The organism is Vibrio sp. L5-1, from assembly GCF_021728315.1.
GTDB classification, from domain to species: Bacteria; Pseudomonadota; Gammaproteobacteria; order Enterobacterales; family Vibrionaceae; genus Vibrio; species Vibrio splendidus_K.
Genome location: NZ_JAKKCQ010000003.1, coordinates 24515 through 41873, shown reverse-complemented (window position 1 = coordinate 41873; position 17359 = coordinate 24515). Strand labels below are relative to the sequence as shown.

18 protein-coding genes are annotated in these 17359 nt (G+C 44.3%); 10 read left to right on the top strand and 8 right to left on the bottom strand.

All coding sequences use genetic code 11. The features are described 5' to 3' along the window. Positions 1-64 precede the first annotated feature (64 nt). Positions 65-910 (bottom strand): translation elongation factor Ts, encoded by an 846-nt coding sequence (gene tsf / locus L3V35_RS12625; protein WP_017084154.1) that lies wholly within the window; start codon positions 908-910, stop codon positions 65-67. A 137-nt stretch (positions 911-1047) separates the two neighbouring features. Continuing rightward, positions 1048-1779 carry a 30S ribosomal protein S2 gene (gene rpsB / locus L3V35_RS12620; RefSeq protein WP_032500394.1) on the bottom strand — a complete coding sequence of 244 codons (732 nt, stop codon included), beginning with the start codon at positions 1777-1779 and terminating at the stop codon, positions 1048-1050. A gap of 458 nt (positions 1780-2237) precedes the next feature. On the opposite strand from rpsB, the gene map reads away from it, so the two are divergent. From map to L3V35_RS12605, 3 genes are all read left to right on the top strand, one after another. After that, positions 2238-3116: a type I methionyl aminopeptidase gene (gene map, locus L3V35_RS12615; RefSeq protein ID WP_004734352.1), complete on the top strand. Its 879-nt coding sequence runs from the start codon at positions 2238-2240 to the stop codon at positions 3114-3116. Between the two features lie 138 nt (positions 3117-3254). Then, positions 3255-5876, top strand: a complete 2622-nt coding sequence (glnD, locus tag L3V35_RS12610; protein ID WP_065205032.1) for a bifunctional uridylyltransferase/uridylyl-removing protein GlnD — start codon at positions 3255-3257, stop codon at positions 5874-5876. Positions 5877-6094: 218 nt separating this feature from the next. Next, positions 6095-6478: a DUF3461 family protein gene (locus L3V35_RS12605; protein WP_004734354.1), complete on the top strand. Its 384-nt coding sequence runs from the start codon at positions 6095-6097 to the stop codon at positions 6476-6478. Positions 6479-6603: 125 nt separating this feature from the next. On the opposite strand, the gene truC is transcribed toward L3V35_RS12605, so the two are convergent. Further along, positions 6604-7353: a tRNA pseudouridine(65) synthase TruC gene (truC, locus tag L3V35_RS12600; RefSeq protein WP_237299963.1), complete on the bottom strand. Its 750-nt coding sequence runs from the start codon at positions 7351-7353 to the stop codon at positions 6604-6606. Further along, complete coding sequence (locus L3V35_RS12595; RefSeq protein ID WP_102449914.1) at positions 7353-7667, bottom strand: YqcC family protein; 315 nt, start codon at positions 7665-7667, stop codon at positions 7353-7355. The genes truC and L3V35_RS12595 overlap by 1 nt, the downstream gene beginning before the upstream one ends. An 87-nt stretch (positions 7668-7754) precedes the next feature. On the opposite strand from L3V35_RS12595, the gene L3V35_RS12590 reads away from it, so the two are divergent. Then, positions 7755-8795, top strand: a complete 1041-nt coding sequence (locus L3V35_RS12590) for a DUF3549 family protein (protein ID WP_237299961.1) — start codon at positions 7755-7757, stop codon at positions 8793-8795. 98 nt (positions 8796-8893) lie between these two features. Beyond that, the gene (locus tag L3V35_RS12585) at positions 8894-9202 is read left to right on the top strand and encodes a DUF3301 domain-containing protein (protein ID WP_004734358.1); all 309 of its coding nucleotides are present in this window, start codon (positions 8894-8896) and stop codon (positions 9200-9202) included. Here the strand turns inward: L3V35_RS12585 and L3V35_RS12580 are convergent. Then, positions 9168-9686: a GNAT family protein gene (locus tag L3V35_RS12580; RefSeq protein ID WP_102449913.1), complete on the bottom strand. Its 519-nt coding sequence runs from the start codon at positions 9684-9686 to the stop codon at positions 9168-9170. The two genes, L3V35_RS12585 and L3V35_RS12580, sit on opposite strands and share 35 nt — an antisense overlap. A gap of 770 nt (positions 9687-10456) precedes the next feature. On the opposite strand from L3V35_RS12580, the gene L3V35_RS12575 reads away from it, so the two are divergent. From L3V35_RS12575 to L3V35_RS12565, 3 genes are all read left to right on the top strand, one after another. Next, on the top strand, positions 10457-10741 hold the full coding sequence (locus L3V35_RS12575; RefSeq protein ID WP_065205035.1) for a hypothetical protein: 285 nt from the start codon (positions 10457-10459) through the stop codon (positions 10739-10741). Positions 10742-10798: 57 nt separating this feature from the next. Continuing rightward, positions 10799-11242 carry a YaiI/YqxD family protein gene (locus tag L3V35_RS12570; protein WP_004734361.1) on the top strand — a complete coding sequence of 148 codons (444 nt, stop codon included), beginning with the start codon at positions 10799-10801 and terminating at the stop codon, positions 11240-11242. A 118-nt stretch (positions 11243-11360) separates the two neighbouring features. Next, on the top strand, positions 11361-12116 hold the full coding sequence (locus tag L3V35_RS12565) for a MipA/OmpV family protein (RefSeq protein WP_237299959.1): 756 nt from the start codon (positions 11361-11363) through the stop codon (positions 12114-12116). 105 nt (positions 12117-12221) lie between these two features. On the opposite strand, the gene L3V35_RS12560 is transcribed toward L3V35_RS12565, so the two are convergent. The 3 genes from L3V35_RS12560 to L3V35_RS12550 all read right to left on the bottom strand — a co-directional run bounded on the left by L3V35_RS12560 (position 12222) and on the right by L3V35_RS12550 (position 14582). After that, on the bottom strand, positions 12222-13808 hold the full coding sequence (locus tag L3V35_RS12560) for an AbgT family transporter (protein ID WP_065205037.1): 1587 nt from the start codon (positions 13806-13808) through the stop codon (positions 12222-12224). 388 nt (positions 13809-14196) lie between these two features. Continuing rightward, positions 14197-14322, bottom strand: a complete 126-nt coding sequence (ykgO, locus tag L3V35_RS12555) for a type B 50S ribosomal protein L36 (RefSeq protein WP_010436457.1) — start codon at positions 14320-14322, stop codon at positions 14197-14199. Beyond that, positions 14322-14582 (bottom strand): type B 50S ribosomal protein L31, encoded by a 261-nt coding sequence (locus L3V35_RS12550; protein ID WP_237299957.1) that lies wholly within the window; start codon positions 14580-14582, stop codon positions 14322-14324. Before L3V35_RS12550 ends, ykgO begins: the two co-directional genes overlap by 1 nt. Positions 14583-14705: 123 nt before the next feature. Between L3V35_RS12550 and tsaA the strand changes: the two genes are divergently transcribed. Beyond that, on the top strand, positions 14706-15401 hold the full coding sequence (gene tsaA, locus L3V35_RS12545) for a tRNA (N6-threonylcarbamoyladenosine(37)-N6)-methyltransferase TrmO (protein ID WP_237299955.1): 696 nt from the start codon (positions 14706-14708) through the stop codon (positions 15399-15401). A 101-nt stretch (positions 15402-15502) separates the two neighbouring features. After that, the gene (locus tag L3V35_RS12540; RefSeq protein WP_237299953.1) at positions 15503-17221 is read left to right on the top strand and encodes a proline--tRNA ligase; all 1719 of its coding nucleotides are present in this window, start codon (positions 15503-15505) and stop codon (positions 17219-17221) included. Positions 17222-17359: the final 138 nt, after the last annotated feature.

Genomic DNA, 17359 nt, shown 5'->3' with positions numbered 1-17359 from the left:
AATTCATTATTCATAAAAAGACCGCAGCATTTGCCACGGTCTTTTTCAATCAATACACTAAGGATTAACCTTGTTGTACCGCTGCAACTTCGTCTGCGAAGCTCATTTCAGCCGCTTTCTCGATACCTTCACCAACTTCTAAACGAACGAAGGTAGTAACTGATGCGCCTTTCTCTTTAAGAATGTCAGCAACAGTTTTCTTAGGTTCCATGATGAAAGCTTGACCAGTAAGAGATACTTCGCCCGTGAATTTCTTCATACGGCCGATAACCATTTTCTCAGCGATCTCTTGTGGTTTGCCTTCGTTCATAGCGATTTCAACTTGAACAGCTTTTTCTTTTTCTACTACGTCTGCAGGTACGTCAGATGGGTTAACGTACTCAGGCTTAGAAGCAGCAACGTGCATAGCGATGTGCTTAAGCGTTTCAGCTTCGCCTTCACCAGCAACAACAACACCGATTTTCTCGCCGTGACGGTAAGAAGCTAGTGCAACACCTTCAACAAGCTCAACGCGACGGATGCTGATGTTCTCACCGATCTTAGTTACTAGAGCGATACGTGCGTCTTCAAATTTAGCTTGAAGTGCAACGATGTCTAGACGTTCAGCTAGAGCAGCTTCAGCAACTTCGTTAGCGAATGCAAGGAAACCTGCATCTTTAGCTACGAAATCAGTTTGGCAGTTCACTTCAAGAAGAGCAGCAACGCCAGCGTCTTCTTTAATGATGATTGTGCCTTCAGCAGCAACGTTACCAGCTTTTTTAGCTGCTTTCGCTGCGCCAGACTTACGCATGTTTTCAATTGCTAGCTCGATGTCGCCTTCAGCAGCAACAAGCGCTTTTTTACATTCCATCATGCCCGCAGCTGTGCGTTCACGAAGTTCTTTAACTAGAGCTGCAGTTACAGTTGCCATTCTCTATTCCTCAGTAAATTCTAAAAAAGATAAAAAACAGGGGCCTAATTAATTGGCCCCTGATATTGACTGTATTCAGTTCTTAAGCCATCGATTATGACCGCTTAATGTGAACTAAATATGGCTCAGAGCCGCTATTATTCAGCTTCTACAAAACCGTCTTTTTCAGCAGCTACAGCAGCAACATCTTTGTTACGACCTTCTTTAACCGCGTCTGCAGCAGCGTTTAGGTAAAGCTGTACTGCACGGATTGCATCATCGTTACCAGGGATAACGAAGTCAACACCGTCTGGGTTAGAGTTAGTATCAACTACAGCGTAAACTGGGATACCTAGGTTGTTTGCTTCTTTAACTGCGATGTGTTCGTGATCAGCATCGATAACGAATAGAGCGTCTGGAAGGCCGCCCATGTTCTTGATACCACCAAGAGATTTCTCTAGCTTCTCCATTTCACGAGTACGCATTAGAGCTTCTTTCTTAGTAAGCTTGTCGAAAGTACCGTCTTGAGCTTGCGCTTCAAGTTCTTTCAGACGCTTGATAGACTGACGAACAGTTTTGTAGTTCGTTAGCATACCGCCTAACCAGCGGTTGTTAACGTAGAACTGGTTGCTGTTGATAGCAGCTTCTTTAACAGCTTCAGATGCAGCACGCTTAGTACCAACAAAAAGAACTTTACCTTTCTTCTCGCCAACTTTAGCAATTTCAGCTAGAGCTTCGTTGAACATTGGTACAGTTTTTTCTAAGTTGATGATATGAACTTTGCTACGAGCACCAAAGATGAATGGCTTCATTTTTGGGTTCCAGTAACGAGTTTGGTGACCGAAGTGAACACCAGCTTTAAGCATATCGCGCATTGATACAGTTGCCATTTTAAAATCCTCTATGGGGTTAGGCCTCCACACTCCCCATGAATCCGACCCCTAACAACTAACCACTTTTCAGCCGTTATCTGTGTTGTTGAGGCACCCCGGAACATGTGTCGGAATGTGTGTGATTTAAAGAAATAAGTTAGTAGACACAAAGCTTGTTTCGCCAAATGGAGAAAACAGTCCTGATGTCCGGCGCGCTTTATACCATATTTTGTCTATCTATGGCTAGAAAAAAATCTAAAAATGGCGACTGCTATACTGATCCCTAGCGGTGAATTTTCTCTATAAAATAGTGTCCTATTCAAATCGCGTCTACGTCATTAAACCGAACATTATCTACTCAGACTGAGCAGTATCCACCAACATTGTGCGGACATGGGAATGTTGCGCTAAAATGCTGCACTGATAGAATAGCCCCAATATGCACACTTAGGTGCTACCAAATTAAGAGATATGCAATGGCTGTAAAAATTAAAACTGCTGAAGAAATTGAAAAAATGCGCGTTGCCGGCAAGCTGGCTTCAGAAATTCTAGAGATGATTGAACCTCACATCCAAGTGGGTACAACGACAGAAGAGCTAAACCAAATCTGTCATGAGTACGCTCTAGAAAGAGGCGCATACTCAGCACCACTTGATTACCACGGTTTCCCTAAGTCAATCTGTACGTCTATCAACCACATCGTGTGTCACGGTATTCCAGCATCACAAGATGAGACGGGTAGCACAGGTCAATTCAAACCTGCAGTATTAAAAGATGGCGACATTCTCAACGTTGATATCACTGTGATTGTTCCTGATGACGAAAATGCTGATCTAAGTGTTCGTCCACAAGGCTACCACGGTGACACATCTAAGATGTTCCTTGTGGGTGAAGTTTCTCCAGCAAACAAACGTCTGTGTATGGTTGCTCAAGAAGCACTTTACGAAGGCATGCGTCAGGTTAAACCAGGTGTTCAACTTGGCCAAATCGGTACTGCTATTGAGAAGTACATCAAAACAAACAACAAGAACAACCCACGCGCTAAATTCTCTATTGTAAAAGATTACTGTGGCCACGGTATTGGTTCTGAGTTCCACGAAGATCCACAAGTCGTTCACTACAAAAACAGTGACCGTACCGTACTGAAAGCAGGCATGTGTTTCACAATCGAGCCAATGATCAATGCGGGTAAGTTTGGCTGTCGTCTAGATGACGAAGATAGCTGGACAGTGTACACAGCAGACAGCAAGAACTCCGCTCAGTGGGAACACACTCTAGTTGTGACCGATACTGGTTGTGAGGTACTAACACTACGCAGCGACGATACGATCCCACGTATCATGAAGAACGCTTAGTTCAACAAGCTGAATACCTCAGACTTTTAAAAATATCCTCGCCTGTCGAGGATATTTTTTTATCCCCTCAATTTCGATTTTCCATCAGCTTCTGTTAAATTGTTTACTATTCTCATTTGCTTGCACGGATAGCAGACTATGCCTTATCAATGTCCCCTTACGTTCAATGACGAACAAATTGAAATCTGCGAAATAAAAAATCAGCTCGAAATCTTCACGCAGTATCAAAAAAATGAATTTCTGAATCATCATCCAGTCACCGATTTGGTGCTGCTTCGTTCCGAATACATGGATTTGCTTCTCAATCGTTTATGGGAGCATTTTGGATTCAACAAACTGCCTCATATTTCACTTGTTGCGGTGGGAGGCTATGGCCGTGGTGAACTACACCCTTTGTCTGATATTGATATTCTCATTGTCTCGCAAAAAACACTGCCACCCGCACTGGGTGAAAAAGTCAGTCAATTCATTACCCTACTCTGGGACTTGAAACTCGAAGTCGGCCACGCGGTGCGTACCATTGCAGAGTGTCTTGATATCGGCACCGATGATTTAACCGTTGCCACTAACCTGCAAGAGTCACGCTTACTGTGTGGCAGCGAAGACACCTTTCAAGAACTTAAGCTAAAGATTCATTCTGATTCATTTTGGCCAAGTGAGACCTTCTACAAAGCCAAGATTCAAGAACAGAGAGAGCGTCATGCTCGCTACCACGACACCACCTATAATCTAGAACCGGACATCAAATCGACTCCGGGAGGGCTCAGAGACATCCACACCCTGAGCTGGGTTGCGCGTCGACATTTTGGTGCAACGTCTTTATTGGAGATGAGCAAATACGGCTTTCTAACCGATGCTGAATATCGTGAGTTGGTCGAGTGCCAAGATTTCTTATGGCGTGTTCGCTTTGCACTGCACATTGAACTGCGCCGTTACGACAACCGTCTCACGTTTGCCCATCAAGCTCAGGTAGCGGAACACCTGGGTTACAGTGGTGAAGGCAACCGTGGCGTAGAGATGATGATGAAAGAGTTCTATCGAACACTTCGTCGCGTAGCCGAGCTCAATAAGATGCTGCTTAAGCTGTTCGATCAAGCGATCATCAATGGCGGTCAAACACAAGAAGCCGAGATTCTCGACAACGACTTCCAACGTCGAGGTTCATTAATCGAAGCGCGTAAGCCGGCTCTATTCCAAGCAAGACCAGAAACGATTCTCGATATGTTTATCCATATCGCGAATGACTCTTCTATCGAAGGGGTAAGCCCACCAACATTGCGCCAACTGCGAACCGCACGTCGCCGATTGAATCGCTTCTTACATACCATTCCTGAAGCTCGTGACAAGTTCATGGATTTGGTTCGCCACCCAAATGCACTGCACAAAGCCTTTAGTTTGATGCACAAATTGGGCGTGCTATCGGCCTATTTGCCACAGTGGAGCCAAATTGTTGGTCAAATGCAGTTTGATCTGTTTCATGTTTACACCGTGGATGAACACAGTATTCGCCTACTCAAACACATCAACCGCTTTGGCCAAATCGAGAACCACGATAAGCACCCTATCTGTTGTGAAGTGTATCCACGAGTTCAAAAGAAAGAGCTGTTGATTCTGGCGGCTATCTTCCACGACATAGGTAAAGGCCGCGGCGGAGACCACTCAGAAATTGGCGCTGTTGAAGCTTACTCTTTCTGTATTGAACACGGGCTATCAAAGCCAGAAGCCAAACAAGTCGCGTGGCTAGTACAAAACCACCTGTTAATGTCAGTGACCGCTCAACGCCGTGATATCTACGATCCGGACGTAATCACAGAGTTCGCCAAGAAAGTACGCGACGAAGAATCGTTAGAACTGCTGGTGTGCCTAACAGTAGCCGATATCTGTGCAACCAACCCAGAACTATGGAACAGCTGGAAACGTACCCTACTCGCAGAACTGTTCCATTCTACGCAGCGCGCACTGCGCCGCGGCTTGGAAAACCCGGTCGATGTCAGAGACCGTATTCGTCATAACCAGCAAATGGCATCTGCACTGCTGCGTAAAGAAGGCTTCACGGCTCGTGAGATTGAGGTGTTGTGGCAGCGTTTCAAAGCTGACTATTTCTTGCGTCATACACACACTCAAATCGCATGGCACTGTGAACACTTACTTCGCTTAGAAGATCCGAGTCAACCTTTAGTGCTTATCAGCCAAAAAGCGACACGTGGCGGCACAGAGGTATTCGTTTACTGTAAAGACCAAGCTGCACTTTTTGCGACCGTGGTTGCCGAGCTCGACAGACGCAACTTTAACGTTCACGACGCACAAGTCATGGTCAGTAAAGATGGCCACGTTTTGGATACCTTTATCGTACTGGATCAGCACGGTGAAGCGATTGATGAAGCAAGACACAAAGCCGTCGCTAAGCATCTAACTCATGTTCTGGCTGATGGCCGCCCAACTAAGATTAAGACTCGTCGTACGCCACGTAACTTACAGCATTTCAAGGTAAAAACCTTAGTTGAGTTCCTACCAACCAAGAGTAAGAAACGCACCTTGATGGAGTTAAGAGCTCTTGATACGCCGGGGTTGTTGGCTCAAGTCGGTGCAACCTTTGCAGAATTAGACATCAACTTACACGGTGCGAAAATCACCACCATAGGTGAGAGAGCTGAAGATTTGTTTATTCTGACCAGTGACGCGGGAGGCAGACTGTCTGAAGAACAGGAACAAGCGCTAAGAGAAAGATTAACTGAGCATGTTTCAGAGCTCGCACCTTAGAAAGCTAATTTAGTGCTAGAAGTAAGTTATGACTAGGAAACAAGTTTAGCTCTAGGAACAGCTTTAATAGCCAAATAAGTGTGGGCAAAGATAGAGAGCGATCTTGCCCACAACTTACAATCAATTCACAGATATCAACTATCTAGCTCGTCGTTAGGCTGCTACATTGATCAAGTCAATTACATAAAAGTATTACATTCATAACCTAGAGGTCGCTTATGTATCCAAACCTCACTGGCTTAGGTATCCACGAACCTAAACAGATTGAACGTTACTCCCTTCGCCAAGAAGCTCATAAAGATATCCTGAAGATTTACTTTCGTAAGCAAAAAGGTGAACTGTTCGCGAAAAGCGTTAAGTTTAAGTACCCACGACAAGTAAAAAGTGTGCTTGTTAGCGGCGGCAATAATCAATACAAAGAAGTGACAGAGATTAACCGCAACCTCACTCTTGTGATTGATGAACTCAACAAGATCACCAAACCTACGCCAACCGCTGAGGTCGATGTGAAGCAGAAGATCCTTACCGACTTACGCCACTTAGAGAAGGTTGTATCAAGTAAGATCGCAGAGATCGAAGCCGATCTAGAAAAGCTAAAATGATCCCGCGATGAGCGACTAGCTAACATTAGTTTTACCGCTACGATTGCATAGACACAACAAGGGCTGATATCACTATCAGCCCTTTATTTTTATTCTATTTTCTATGTTGACTAGACGCCTGGTCTTTACTTAGACGACCGTGCTTCAGCATTCACCAAGCTGGTATCCCACTCAAAGGTTTCAAACAACCTTAACCACGTTTCATCTAGGCTGGCCTTCATTACTAATTCTTTCTTTGTAAAAGGATGAATGAAACGCAACTCAGAAGCGTGCAACAACAAACGGTGCGAATCTAAATCATCGCGGAACAGTCGGTTGTGCTTACCATCACCATGTGAAGTATCACCAACGATTGGATGTCTTAGATGAGCCATGTGACGACGCAGCTGATGTTTACGACCTGTCTTAGGCATCATCTCAACTAAGCAATAACGACTGGTAGGAAAACGGCCTGTTGAATACGGCACTTCGACTTTCGCTAACGGCTCGTAAACGGTGACAGCTTCTTGTGGTTCTTTATCTTCTTTTGCAAACTTGTCTGCGATCTTATCCAACTCGACCTTGAGTGCATAATCGAGCGTGTCGCCATCTTCTATCCAACCACGAACAATCGCATGATAGGTTTTTTGCATCTCATGGTTAGCGAACATCGGCATCACCTCAGAGGCTACCTCACTCGAAAGCGCAAACACCAATACACCGGATGTTGGGCGATCTAAACGGTGCAGTGGAAATACGTGCTGACCAATTTGATCTCGCAGTGTTTGCATCACAAATTGTGTCTCATGTTTATCCAACCACGAGCGGTGCACCAGCATGCCCGCAGGCTTATTCACCGCGACAAAGTACTCATCTTGATAAATGATCTCTAACATTACGCACATACCTCATCAATGCTCAGAATCGTCACTAGCAGCTCGGTTTTATCTGCCTCATTTTTCCATACTTCACCAAAATAAGGATGAATCGCAAAGCCTCTCGGTAGGCTCATTTGGGCATCCATCATTGCGTTGATCTTTACGATAAAGATCCACTGCAACCACTCTTCTGGCTGTAGCGAGTCAATCGCAAAAGGCTCAACGCTCGCCAGAGCTTCATCCGAAGGTGAAACATCGCTCCATAGGGAACATTGGCGCATTTGTTGTTCTAATTGTTGAAGTAAAAGAGGTAACTTTGTGGCTGCTGTCATTTTTCACCAAGTTATTTATCTAGTGACCTTGAAATTGGGGCATAGAGTACCATCTATTTAGGAAAGAAAGTTAGGAGCTTTATTACTATGGAAACGATTCACACGCTCACTCAGTTGCTAAAGAATAGCGGTTGCCAATACGACATCTACGACCTAGGTCGTCGTATCCAGAAAATCGACAACACCCTATTCTCTGATGTTGAGCAGGGGAAACAGCCATACCCGTTTCCACTTCAGAAACAAGCTCACTTAGCGATTAGCTACTGGAACGAACACAAGCAACCTTGGATCTGGTTTCTAAAATTCAAACTAGACGAAAGAGGCCTACTGCATCAAGGTGATGTGGGTAATTTTCTTAAGTTTGTTATCGAAGCAATGGGCACGCGTTTGAACGGCGATATCAGCGAAGAGCAACAGCAAAAGCTGTCAAACAACCCTTATACCTTCAAGCCTTCTGAAGACAAAATGGCTGTATTTCATAGCCAAGTAAGAGCAGGTTTAGACCTTGCGACGAGCCAATATTACGAGCACGCTCAGCATTACTTCACGGGTGAGCTTGGTTGGGATAACTGGAAAACGGTTGGACTACAAGGCATCACTGATATGTGTGCGCGTTTAGGCAGCCAACAAAACGGTGTCTCTATTCGCAAAGCCATCAATAAGCTGCCATCAGAACCGCTATACGCGACGTTAGGTGCGCTTGAGCACACACAAATCAATGACAAACTCGCGCAACGCTTACAAGAGCTTGCAGAGAATGAGATCGCTAGTAAAGAGCCTGATTTGTTCTTACTTTCAGCTTTGGTTCGTGCCCTTTCCGGTGCAGAACAAGGGATCGCGAATAACATCATTAACCAAGTTCTCGCTAGTCCACGCTTGAGCCACCAAGAAGTGTTGATTGGTTTAGCTGGTCGCAGTTGGCACGCACTACAAGACACTGCTATTGCTGAGCAATTCTTGCTGCGTCTCGCACAAACGGGCAATCAAAACCTGTTCAATCAGTTATTTGCAGATTTAGTGATGATTCCGACACTAAGAATGGTATTTTTACCCTTGTTGAATTCGAACCCATCACCTGAGCTCGCCAACGCATTGATTGAGTTACAACAAGCGGCTAAGTCTCAATAACGGACTGACGACTAACCCAAGAACTGGTTTGCTCTATAGCTCGTTGAAATACGCTGTAATGACAATTGGAATAGAGATAAAAAGGAAGTATGGATTAAATGATAGATAACTTATTGGCTATTTTGATGCTGTGCTTCTTTTGCTTTTTCTTTTGGCAGCAGCGCAGGCAATCAGAGCTTGCGAAAACTGCCATTGCGAGAAAATGTAAAGAGCTCGACTTGCAACTATTAAGCGTTGCCTTCAGTGGTCATAAATTTAAGATGCGCCATGAGCTAACCACCATTTGGCGCTGGCACACTGTGTACCAATTTGAGTTTTCGGCATTGGGTGATGACCTGTACCAAGGAAAACTGACCATGGTGGGTTTCCGCTCTATGCGGTTTGAGCTACAGCCTCATAGAATGTAACGTCGCAATACGCGGTATAACTATATTCATGATAAGGGCCAAACTGATCTTGTTTGGTCTCTTTAAATGCAAAGCCTAACTTTTCAAGTAACTTAATCGATGGGTTATGACCAACATTAACGGTCGCGACAACATTCGTTAGGTGTTCTTCAAAACAAACTAAACTAAAGAAAGGTTTTAGCACTTCACTAGCAAGGCCTTGATTCCAAAACTCCTTGTCCAGAATAAATCCCAGTTCATGCTTCCCTTCTTCAGACGAAACAAACAAATGCCCGAGGTATTCGCGGGTTTGGTTATGGATAATTGCTCGGCAAAAACCAACGTTGTCGTTAAGTATTTCTTGAAATAGGTATTTTGCAGAGGCAATAGAATGCGGCCCGTTCATTTCAGCACGATTAATGGGGCAGCAATTCAACTTGATAAAGTCATGTTCTAACTGCTCGGTATAAGGTACCAGCAGCGTTCTTGAGGTTGCTATCGTCATAAAACACTCCTTGTGTTGACCATTAGCAGAAAAGCAGATGTCGCGCGCTTAGATAAAAAGCTCCTGAATTAAAGAGAGCCCCTAGGTAGAGAAAAAGCCTCAGGAAAAGAAAAGCCCCGACACCGAAGTGTCAGGGCTAGGGTCTTACTCGCAGCAGTCCGGCTACTAATAAATGCTCCATGCATCATCCATAATAGTGGCTGTAATCCTTCAGCTCTTTCCTTTACTTCGCCGTCCTAGCGGTGTCCAATCATCCTGAAAGCTAACAATCCTAGTTAGCGCACATCACTTGTTCCGTGAGCGGTGTCCTTTACATCGTCCTGATGCTAATCCAACCCTTTAAATCCTAAAGGTGTCCATTGTCATTCCGTTGCAGCTAACTTCCTGTTAACTGGCTGTATCCCTACAATGTCCTTACGCTCCATGCTTGACTACTCAATCCTAAGTAACCAAATCTTCATCCTGAAGATAACCAAATCCTTGGTGCTTTCCTGTTCCGTGTCAGAATCCTTCCGACAAGGTTTAATTTACGCGATTTAGGATTTTGGACAATAGATTTGCATCACACTTTCAATCCAATAAAGTTGTTAATTATATAAAACAAATAAAATTCAACACCTTAGTCATATGCACTTAAATCTCTCTAGTGATGTATTCGTGTTATCTCACAGCCTTTGTAAGAGATCTCTCACAAGCTATGGGCGGTTTTATGATTCGCTATCATTCACTGGAGCGAGTAAAATGACCAAAGACTAAAAATGGAGGTCAACATGCTGACAAAAGATGTGTCTGAAGAGTTGAAATCAGTGCTTGAAGGACTACAAGCACAAGGGAAAGAGCCGACAGTTGCTTTAGTTAAAGCTCGTATGAGCACATCTGTGCCGATGCCTGCTTTGATCACAACTATCAAGAGCTGGAAAAGTGCGAATCGCGTCCCTAAAGTGGAAGTCGCGACACAAGAAGAGCCGGCACTTGATCGTGTTAGCCAACTGGAAAAGCAAGTCCTTGAACTTACCGCTCGCGTTGCCACGCTTGAAGCTAAATTAACTGAGTAATAAGTTAACTGAACAATAAGTTGACCGATAAATAAGCTAACAGAGAAATAGAACACTATGAAGATATGGGTTGATGCGGACGCTTGTCCAAAGGTTATCCGTGAAACAATCGTACGCGCAGCTGAACGCACAGGGGTGGAATGTACCTTTGTCGCGAACCATTTGGTTCCCGTTCCCAAGCGTAACAACATTCACTCAATTCAAGTCCCAAGCGGATTTGATATTGCAGATGATGAAATCGTAAAACGCACTGAACCCGGCGATCTGGTGATTACCTCTGACATTCCTCTGGCTGACGAAGTGATCACCAAAGGTGCGCTTGCTTTAAGCTCTCGCGGCGAGCTTTACACCAAAGAGACTATTAAAGCGCGTCTCAACATTCGTGACTTTATGGATACTATGCGTTCAAGTGGTATTCAAACTGGCGGACCAAGCACCCTTTCTCAAACCGACCGTCGTGAGTTCGCAAACCACCTCGATCGCCTATTAGCAAAGCGCTAACCACAGCTTTCTAATGACGACAGCTTTAGAAGTCGTCTCTTACATCGTTGTAGCCCAGATGAAATTTTAATCGACATACTCCGTTCTTGATATTTATTACAATAACGGAGTATTGCTTATGATTCGTCGAATCGCCCTCTCGCTATCCATTGTTTTTGGCAGCACCCAACTTTCTTTTGCTGATGAAGACTTTGCCGATGAACACTTTGCTGATCAAGAATACGGAATCATCGGAGGCAGCATCACCTATGGTGAAAGTGTTTTCTCGACTAAAAGTACCCCTCAATTTGGCGCGACACCCAACCTATTCTATTCAGGTCCAAAAGGCTTTATCGATGGTAGCTTAGCCAATTGGCAACTGCTGCCTTACGTAGGGTTATCTGGAAATTGGCGCTTTGCAGAGGTGTCAGACACTTTTGTAGAACTACCTAACGGCATTCAAGACAGAGATGGTAATGGAGAACTGGGGATAACTTTAGGAACGGTAGGGGCACGCCTCACCTACTTACACGATGTGACTTCAGAACATAACGGCTACGAAGTTCAGCTTCACTTAGGCAGAACATTAGAAACCTGGACGCAACCATTCACTATTACGCCTTACATAGAAATCGACTATCGAGACAAAAAGCTCTCAAATCATCTTTACAGTATTTCCAGCGCCGAATCTTCTTCCTCAGGATTGAGTCAGTTTGATTCTGGGTCAACCCTTGTCTATCAAGCCGGATTCATCGGACTCTACGAGTTTACGCCGACTTGGATTGGTATCGCGAGAGCAGACCTTATTCATCATGATAGCGACAGTACTTTAATCCAACGAGATTTGGGCTGGTCATTGGAGTTTGGCGTCACCTATCGGTTTGCAGGATTGTAAGTTTACTGGCTCATACAAAAAGAGCCTGCATCAATGCAGGCTCTTGGGTATATCATCTTTTATTCAGTTAATAAGCGAATCGAAATGTTCGCCCATCACTGTTAACTAAGGCGTGTAGAAAGTTGCAGCACCTGGACCTACTGGTAGACCGAATACGAATACCCATAGGTAGAACAAGATGCTCCAACCGAACATGAATACCATTGAGTAAGGCAACATTGTCGCGATCAGTGTACCGATACCTAGGTTCTTCATGTAGCGAGTCGCTACGGCAAGGATAAGACCGAAGTAGCTCATCATTGGTGTAATGATGTTGGTTGTTGAATCACCGATACGGTAAGCCGCTTGAATCGTTTCAGGTGCGTAGCCTACTAGCATTAGCATTGGAACGAAGATTGGCGCTGTTACTGCCCACTGTGCAGAAGCTGAACCGATCATCAGGTTAATGAAGCCACACATTAGGATAAATGCGAAGAACAACATTGGACCCGTTAGGCCGATATCCTGAAGGAATGTTGCGCCGCCTACAGCGACCACTTGACCAAAGTTCGTCCACTTAAAGAAAGCAACAAACTGTGCAGCAAAGAATACAAGAACAATGTACATGCCCATTGAAGACATAGACGTTGCCATTGCATTAATCACATCACGGTCATTCTTCATTGAGCCAGTAACTTTGCCGTAAACAAAACCAGGAATAGCAAAGAATACAAAGATAAACGCGACGATACTTTTCAGGAATGGAGAACCTGAAATCGTACCTGCCTCTGAACGCAGAACACCGTCAGCAGGAACCACAGTCCAAGCTAAAAGTGCACTCACGATTAATACAGCAACACCCGCTAGCTTAAGGCCTTTCTTCTCAATAGCAGTAAGCTTACCCATTGAGTCATTTGAAAGATCTTCAGACGCGTCTTCGTCGTTGTATTTACCCAATTTAGGTTCAACAATCTTCTCTGTTACCAATGCACCGGCAATCGATATAAAGAAGGTCGAAACAAACATGAAGTACCAGTTTGATTCAGGGCCAACAGAGTAAGAAGGATCAAGCATTTGTGCCGCTGTTTCTGTAATACCAGAAAGCAGTGGATCAACCGTACCGATAAGTAGGTTTGCAGAATAACCACCAGATACACCAGCAAATGCTGCAGCTAGACCTGCTAATGGGTGACGACCCAATGAGTGGAAAAGCATTGCTGCAAGAGGAATAAGAACTACGTAACCCAGCTCAGATGCCGTGTTAGAGATAATACCGGCAAATACCACGGTTACAGTAACCATGCGCTGAGATGCGCCCATTACCATGCCGCGCATTGCCGCAGATAATAGACCTGAGTGTTCAGCTATCGCAACACCTAGCATTGCAACAAGCACAGTACCAAGTGGCGCAAAGCCAACAAAGTTCGAAACTAGATTCGTTACGATGAGTTGTAAGCCTTCAGCATTAAGCAGGCTTACAACGTGGATCATGCCATCAGCAGCACGACCGCTAGCACCTTCTGGGCGAGGATCCATTACAGATACTTCGAAGTAACCAGCAATTCCTGAAGAGACTAGGATTGCGACACAGAAGATTGCAAAAAGAGTGATTGGGTGGGGTAAAAGGTTCCCCAAATATTCAACGCTGTCTAAAAAGCGAGTGAAAATAGGTTTCTTTGGTGCGTTGTTTTTTATTGAAGCAGATGAACTCATCTGTTCCCTCCTTGTGTAGTGATTCCTGTGCAATTGTGACAAAGATGTTCAAATTGCCAGCGAAGGGTACGCGACAAAATTATCAATTAGAAATTCAAAATGTTACAAGATGTGTAACAAACGACTACTTTTAACTCCATTTGAACAATTAATTAGCAAATAAATCTACATTAAATACAAAAACTAGATTTATAATTCACAATTACACATTCACTACAGATATAACTAATGATATAACTCATTGATTAATTTAAAAACAAAGCACAGCGTACTTTAAATAAGCACTCAATATTCAGCAAGGTTCCTCTCGAAGGAAAAGAAAAACAGACAAATGAATGAAGTTTGACTTTCCCCTCGTTTTTACACACGTGTCACATCATATTGACGGTTATTTTTGAACCGCTTTAAATCTTGGATTGGATTTACAGATCACATAGTGACGCCCTCTACGCTTAACTATCTGGCAATCAGGGTGACGGCTTTTCGCACTTTTAAGTGATTTAACAACTTTCATTATTTAGATCCCTTACCTAATTGACCAAAGCGACGAGTAAAGTTAGCAACACGCCCTTCTTTATGTAGCACTCTCTGTTTACCCGTATAGAAAGGATGCGATTTTGCAGACACTTCAATCGTGAAATAAGGGTAAGTATTGCCATCTTCCCATTCGATAGTGCGGTCTGTTTTCAGCGTAGAGCCGATTAAAAAGCACTCATCAACGCTGGTGTCATGGAACACCACTGTGCGGTAGTCAGGGTGGATATTCGGTTTCATTGTATTTCCCTAAATAATTAAATTGATATGTTATAACATATCAAATGATAATTATTATCAAAAGAAAAACAAGTGATTTTATGATATTTTTCCGTCTTAACTGAAACCAGAGAACACCTTGCTATGTACACCATTGAACCTGTTGGCTTTATTGAGTCTCCTTATAAAGAGAAGTTCGCTGTGCCAAGACAGCCTAGGTTAGTACCCACTTCTATCTCAAGAGTCAGGCTGGTTGACGCAGCAAACTGTCTTGAGTCTGTTCGTGCTATTGAGCAATTTAGTCACGTATGGTTGTTGTTTTTGTTCGATAAGAACCTTGAAGCGGGCTGGAAACCAACAGTGAGACCACCTCGACTTGGCGGTAATGAACGCATTGGTGTCTTCGCATCGCGTGCCACCTTTAGGCCGAATGGAATTGGAATGTCTGCGGTTGAACTCAAAGGTGTATCTCAAGAAAAGGGACAAACTTGGTTGGACTTGGGCAGTGTTGATCTCGTTGACGGCACTCCTATCATAGACATCAAACCTTATATTCCCTACTCGGATTCAATTCCCGATGCACGAGGAGGGTTTGCCGCCGATGAACCTGAAGTGTTAGATGTGAACTTCTCGCAGCAAGCCCAAAGTAAGCTGTCTGGTCACCCACAGGCGCGCCATATCATTCAGGTGATCAAAGAAGTGCTAGGCCAAGATCCACGCCCCGCCTATAAGAAAGGTAAGCCAGACAGTAAAGAATATGCGGTAAATTTGTTCGATCTTAACGTGAAATTCGTTGTTGAAACGCTTTTCATCAATGTTACCGACATTGAACGCTTTTGAGATCCCAAATAGGCTGATATTATATGCGGCTATATCAGATTTGCTGTCGTCACTAACTGCAGCAAGTTTTCTTTTATCAATGATGAAACGGATACCATAGAATGCGTACCAGTAACTACCTTCTTTCTACTCTGAAAGAGACTCCAAACGACGCAGAAGTTATCAGCCACCAGCTGATGCTACGTGCAGGTATGATCCGTAAGCTAGCTTCAGGTTTATATACTTGGCTACCTACTGGTCTACGTGTACTGCGTAAAGTCGAAAATATCGTTCGCCAAGAGATCGATAATGCAGGTGCCGTTGAAATCTTGATGCCCGTAGTTCAACCGTTTGAGCTTTGGGAAGAGACTGGCCGTTCTGAAAAGATGGGTCCTGAGCTACTTCGTTTCACAGACCGTCATTCTCGTCCGTTTGTTCTTAGCCCAACAGCAGAAGAAGTGGTAACGAGCCTAGTACGTAACGAGATCAGCTCTTACAAACAGCTTCCTCTAAATCTGTACCAAATCCAGACTAAATTCCGTGATGAACGCCGCCCTCGTTTTGGCGTAATGCGTGCTCGTGAATTCTCTATGATGGATGCGTACAGCTTTGATATCGATAAAGAAGGCTTAGAAAAGTCTTACCAAGCGATGCACGATGCTTACTGTAAAGCATTCGACCGCATGGGTCTTGAGTACCGTCCAGTATTGGCAGACTCTGGCGCAATCGGTGGCAGCGGCTCTCAAGAGTTCCACGTTCTTGCTGAAAGCGGCGAAGACCTAATCGCATTCTCTTCAGAATCTGATTACGCAGCGAACATCGAGAAAGCAGAAGCACTAGCTCCTACTGAAGAAGTTGCAGCGCCAACTCAAGAGATGGAACTGGTTGATACGCCAAACGCAAAAACTATCGCAGAACTTGTAGAGCAACACGGTCTAGCAATCGAGAAGACAGTTAAGACTCTATTCGTTAAAGCATCTGATGAAGTAGAAGCAGATATCATTGCTCTAATCGTCCGTGGCGACCACGAGCTTAACGAAGTGAAAGCAGAAAACCTTCCACAGATTGCTTCTCCACTAGAGATGGCCTCTGAAGAAGAAATCCGTGCACTTGTTGGTGCAGGTCCTGGTTCACTAGGTCCTGTTGGCCTAGAGCTGCCATTCATCGCTGACCGCTCTGTTGCTGTAATGAGTGACTTCGGCGCTGGCGCAAACGTAGACGGTAAGCACTACTTCGGTATTAACTGGGGTCGTGACGTTGAGCTTGCTCAAGTTGAAGACCTACGTAACGTTGTTGAAGGCGACCTAAGCCCATGTGGTCAAGGTACTATCCAGCTTAAGCGCGGTATCGAAGTTGGTCACATATTCCAACTAGGTAACACTTACTCTAAAGCAATGAACTGTAACGTGCTTGGTCCTGATGGTAAGAGCGTAATCCTAGAAATGGGTTGTTACGGTATCGGTGTTTCACGTGTTGTTGCATCGGCTATCGAGCAAAATCACGATAAATTCGGTATCACTTGGCCAGACGCACTAGCACCGTTCCAAGTTGCTATCGTACCAATGAACATGCACAAATCTGAGCGCGTTAAAGAAGCAGCTGAGAAGCTATACGCTGAATTAACAGCTATGGGTATCGAAGTACTATTCGATGACCGTAAAGAGCGCCCAGGTGTTATGTTTAAAGATATCGAGCTAGTGGGTATCCCTCACACTATCGTTATCGGCGATCGCAGCATGGACGAAGGTAACTTCGAATACAAAAACCGTCGTACTGGTGATAAAGAAGCTATCGCTATGGACACGGTTATCGAGCACCTTAAGGCTCAACTAGCTAAGTAATCCTATTTGCTAGCTAATAAATATTTAGTTAGATATTGAAAGGCTGCCATTAGGTGGCCTTTTTTGTGCCTGTCGTTTCTCTTTAAACTCCCTTCTATTTATCACTAGAGTAAATAACGTAAGTTAATCCCCTGTTCA